This is a genomic window from Candidatus Methylomirabilota bacterium, from assembly GCA_027293415.1.
Lineage (GTDB): Bacteria > Methylomirabilota > Methylomirabilia > Methylomirabilales > CSP1-5 > CSP1-5.
Window position 1 is genome coordinate 1 of record JAPUFX010000072.1, and the last position, 4,118, is coordinate 4,118.

6 protein-coding genes and 1 tRNA gene are annotated in these 4,118 nt (G+C 57.8%); 4 read left to right on the plus strand and 3 right to left on the minus strand.

Annotation, left to right across the window (positions count from 1 at the left end; all coding sequences use genetic code 11):
- Positions 1-317: 317 nt before the first annotated feature.
- Positions 318-1,049: a hypothetical protein gene (locus tag O6929_05620; GenBank protein MCZ6479864.1), complete on the minus strand. Its 732-nt coding sequence runs from the start codon at positions 1,047-1,049 to the stop codon at positions 318-320.
- Between the two features lie 142 nt (positions 1,050-1,191).
- On the opposite strand from O6929_05620, the gene O6929_05625 reads away from it, so the two are divergent.
- The 4 genes from O6929_05625 to O6929_05640 all read left to right on the plus strand — a co-directional run bounded on the left by O6929_05625 (position 1,192) and on the right by O6929_05640 (position 3,789).
- Complete coding sequence (locus O6929_05625) at positions 1,192-1,761, plus strand: hypothetical protein (protein MCZ6479865.1); 570 nt, start codon at positions 1,192-1,194, stop codon at positions 1,759-1,761.
- A 167-nt stretch (positions 1,762-1,928) separates the two neighbouring features.
- The gene (locus O6929_05630; protein MCZ6479866.1) at positions 1,929-2,234 is read left to right on the plus strand and encodes a winged helix-turn-helix domain-containing protein; all 306 of its coding nucleotides are present in this window, start codon (positions 1,929-1,931) and stop codon (positions 2,232-2,234) included.
- Positions 2,235-2,262: 28 nt separating this feature from the next.
- Entirely contained in the window at positions 2,263-2,574 is a 312-nt protein-coding gene (locus O6929_05635; protein MCZ6479867.1) for a helix-turn-helix domain-containing protein, read from the plus strand.
- 63 nt (positions 2,575-2,637) lie between these two features.
- Positions 2,638-3,789: a site-specific integrase gene (locus O6929_05640; GenBank protein MCZ6479868.1), complete on the plus strand. Its 1,152-nt coding sequence runs from the start codon at positions 2,638-2,640 to the stop codon at positions 3,787-3,789.
- A gap of 9 nt (positions 3,790-3,798) precedes the next feature.
- On the opposite strand, the gene O6929_05645 is transcribed toward O6929_05640, so the two are convergent.
- Positions 3,799-3,886, minus strand: a tRNA-Leu gene (locus O6929_05645).
- A 6-nt stretch (positions 3,887-3,892) separates the two neighbouring features.
- On the minus strand, positions 3,893-4,118 hold a 226-nt coding region (locus tag O6929_05650; protein MCZ6479869.1), incomplete at its 5' end, for a site-specific integrase.

Sequence of the window (4,118 nt, forward strand, 5' to 3'; positions counted from 1 at the left end):
CCGGGAGGGCGTTTTGATTTTCAGTACGGCTAAGCGTGTCCTTTCACCACCCTGTATCGACTGCGGTGTGGATTACAACCAGTAATCTTCACTTGCCTTTCTCGAGATCCACAATCGACCCATCTATACCCCCCGGTCATCCACCACGGGAGTCCCATTCCACCGCATGATATGGGTTTGCAGGGGCAGAGCAGGGGTCTCATAAGCCCAGGAAGAGGGTTGCATGGAAATGCGCGCCAAACCTGCAATCCCTTTCTTATTAAGAAGATAAAGCATATACTTAACCTCATTTTAACACCCAAGCTTTTTGCCAGGCTCTATCGCCTCTCCCTCATGGGGATTAATGGAGGGTTCAATACAAGAATCTGGCCCTTTTTGTAGTATTCTTGCGCCTTTCTAGCCAGATCCCCACGGTGTCCTTTCCACATGATCTCGCCGATCTCCTTAAAGCTTCTGCGTTCCGTTTGAAGATCGTAGACCTCTAGGTAGCGGGGATATTCGTCTAAGCGCAGCCTCGTGCGCGGCCGCTCCTGCTCGAGTCCCGCGGTTGCTCGTTCTTCCAACGTAGAGTTCAACCAAGTCTCAAAACTCTCCATTATATCCTTTTTACTCCAGCGAATGTCGAATGCCGTAACCGCGTGGCGTCGGGGCGCCTGTTCGCGGAAGTAGGTCAGGACGAGCATCCCCGCCATCGCTTTCGGATCTAACTTCATATCCGTCAATCCAATGCCAAACAGTTGCATGGGCTTCTGTTGCTGAGGAGAGATCCAAAACTCGCTGGGAAGGTGAGGCAATTCCCGCACCTTGGAAATAGCGCGGGACAACGCCTGATCTAGCGGGGGACGTTTGTGGGGATGGGGCAGCGGATCCTTGGGCAAGATGCCCCAATCGACGGCTAGAGCCTGGCTACGAAAGTCTGATCCCCGAGGGTCGTTTTTGAGCTCTTGATACGCCTCGGCGTACTCCGGATTCCGCCGAACGCACTCGTAGTGCACCCGATACAGATTTAGTCGCTCTCGGCCGATCCAGGCTTTCCCCTTTTTGCCCATGTGGATGAATAAGGAGGATCCCCCTTATCTCCCCAGCCTCCGTGCCTAGAATGGATATATGCTAGCACTGCATGCGATGACCTCGCAAGCTAGAAGGCCCGACTGGAGAGATGCTCGTGCGCATCAAAGGAGGAAACAGAAAATGCCGAACATCCTTTTCTCTGTTCGACTCTCACCCCGACTGGCGGCGGTTCTGGATCGAGCCTCAGACTATCTGGATTGTTCTCCGAGCCAGCTAGTCGAGACGCTCCTGCGAAGGAGTGGAACCTATCAGGATGAGTTGCTGAAGATCCCCGTCCAAGGGCCCTTCACGGAAAAGCGGAACCTGCGGCTAAGGCCTGAAGCCATCCAGCAGCTGAGGCGACTCACCCGCTACAGGAAAACTCCGTCCGGAGAACCTGTTTACGACATTGAGCCGAGCGTCTACATCCGATCCGTGATCGCCTACTTTTTCTCAAGACCTCAAGCCTTCCAGTCAGTCGTGCCCAATGCGCCCCGGGCAGAGGAGTGGGCCCGCGTCCTCGAGGAGGAAGAGCGGATGCTTCGAGCAAGACAGACTCCACGAGTAGCACTTCCGGGCGAACAAAGGGTTGGAATCCTCATCTTCATTTTACCGTTTCTGGTTCTTCTTATCATCGGAATCCTGGACCTCTTCAAAAAAGATGAGGACACGGGTCACGAATCTGACCCGCCTTCCAGGGAGGAAACGTGAAACTCGATTCGAAAGACAACTTTGCGCACGAGGAGCGGAACATGGCCCCAGGAGCCAGCTGCTGCAACAACCTAATGCGTGCAACTTTATTCGTGGGATTTCGGAATTTCAATTTTTCATTACATTAAGGTCCCCAATTTCGTGGGGACAAGAAGGGGAGTAGGAGGATGGTAACACAACGCAAGGTTTTGAGATTCATCGCCGAGGAGACCCGGCAAGGACACTCAATATCATTTAAGGACCTCGTCGAGAGATTCGACCTTTCGCCCGAGGCTGCCTGTGACCACCTCAAGCGGTTGTGGCGGGAGCGGTTGATCGAGGCCGTCACCCATCGTCCGGATCGCTTCCATTTCCGCCTACGCTCCGGCGAAATCCTCAGGGATCTCCGGTTTCGTCTCGCACCCCGGGGACAGGATCGGCTTGAGTGGTACTCGGAGAGGGACAAACGCACGAGTTGGCCCTGGCGATCTTAGAGAAGACGTCGGCTCGACTTGAGGAATGATGAGCAAGAAAACCACGAAAACCGAAGGCGCCTATTCGAGCGAGGAGCAAATCAGCACCTTGCCTGCCGTCTCGCTAGACCTAGACCCCTACCTGTCGCTGCGGGCCCTTGCCATCTATTCCGGCCTCTCGGTGCGCACCTTGCGAAAGGCCCTGGCCGATTCGGTCCATCCCCTCCCGCACTACCGCCCCGGCGGGGGGAAGGTCCTGGTGCGCCGTTCTGAGTTCGACCGGTGGATGTCGCGGTTCCGCCGGGAGGGACAGGACCTGGATCGGATGGTCTCGGAGGCTTTAGGAGGGCTGAAATCTTGACCGCTACCCCGCCTCGTGGTACAGCATACGCGCCGCGTCCTGCACGCTCGGGGAGGTGATGAAATGGGCGTACGGGTCAGAGAGAAGGACGGCAGCTGGTGGGTATTTGTCACCCACCAAGGCAAACGCAAGGCGAAAAAGATCGGCGACCGCAAGACCGCTCTCGAGGTGGCGAAGCGGCCCCGAGCCGCGCTGGCATCCGGGACATTTAACCTCAAGTCGGAGGGGCCGACCTTGCAGGAGCAAGCCGAGAAATGGCTCGCCACGTATGCCCGGGTCCACTGCGAACCGTCCACAGTCCAAAATTACGAACTGACGTTGCGCAAGCATGTCCTGCCCGCGCTCGGCCATAGGCGACTCCGGGAGATCACGCGGGAGGACTTGCAGAAGCTGATAGCCGAGAAGGTCAACGCCGGCCTCTCGCGTTCGTGGATACGCAGCATTATTGCTCCTGTCCGAGAGCTTCTCAACCATGCGATGGATGACGGGTTGCTTGACCGCAACCCGGCGCTGCGCCTCGCTCGGTTCTCCCGAAAGGCGAAAGCCCAGAAAGGGCGGATTGATCCGCTCACACCGGAAGAGGAGTTACGTCTGCTCGAGACTGCCGAGCGAGATTACCCTCGATGGTACCCGTTATTCTTGACGGCTCTGCGAACCGGCATGCGGGAAGGCGAGCTTCTGGCGCTGGAGTGGGGCCAGATCGATTTCGCCGGAGGGTATATCCAAGTGGACCGGAGCCTGAGCGGCGGCAATGTGGTGCCGACCAAGAGTGGGCGGATTCGACGGATTCCGCTGTCACCCGTCCTGGCCGAGACCTTGGTTACTTTGAAGGACGTCCGAACGGTGGAGGTAACGTACCGGGGCCAGCCTCTCTCACCCCTTGTCTTTTGCACGCGAAACGGGCGCCACCTGGACCCTGGGACTGTCCTTGATGCCCTCTACCGCTGCCTCGAGCGGGCGGGATTGCGACGCGTCCGATTTCATGACCTGCGTCACACCTTCGCGACGCGACTCATCGCGAACGGGACCTCGCTCGCCTACGTCCGCGACCTGCTCGGGCACTCGTCGATCCAGATCACCGTCGACGTCTACGGACACCTGTGTCCGAGCGGCAGCCGGGAGGCAATCGCCGATCTCGACGCAACCAAACGCAACCTATCCGCAACCAATCGGGAATCTCAGATGCCGGGACGAACGCAGGAGAAGGCTAAGTAGTGGAAAGTATGGTGCCGAGAGGGGGAGTCGAACCCCCACGGGCCGAAGGCCCAACAGATTTTGAGTCTGTCGCGTCTTCCGGTTCCGCCATCCCGGCAAATGGTTACTTTTCAGCTAGTTGCGCAGGCTCGGCGTTGTCGGCCGCTAGGGCTTGCTGCCCGTTCAGTGCCGTATCCACCCAGGCCGACACGGCTTCAACGGCCTCGCGTTGCTGCTTCACCTCAGGCCACAGATACCGCTCGGTGGTGTTGACGTTCGAGTGCCCGAGTATCTGCCGGACAGTGACGATATTGGTCCCGTTCTCGATGGCCTTCGTTCCGAAGGTCCGC

What these genes read in the sequence shown, in the direction of transcription:
- O6929_05630 (MCZ6479866.1), top strand. Translation starts at nt 1,929, where the DNA reads ATGGTAACACAACGCAAGGTTTTGAGATTCATCGCCGAGGAGACCCGG.
- O6929_05625 (MCZ6479865.1), top strand. Translation starts at nt 1,192, where the DNA reads ATGCCGAACATCCTTTTCTCTGTTCGACTCTCACCCCGACTGGCGGCG.
- O6929_05640 (MCZ6479868.1), top strand. Translation starts at nt 2,638, where the DNA reads ATGGGCGTACGGGTCAGAGAGAAGGACGGCAGCTGGTGGGTATTTGTC.
- O6929_05620 (MCZ6479864.1), bottom strand. Translation starts at nt 1,049, where the DNA reads ATGGGCAAAAAGGGGAAAGCCTGGATCGGCCGAGAGCGACTAAATCTG.
- O6929_05635 (MCZ6479867.1), top strand. Translation starts at nt 2,263, where the DNA reads ATGAGCAAGAAAACCACGAAAACCGAAGGCGCCTATTCGAGCGAGGAG.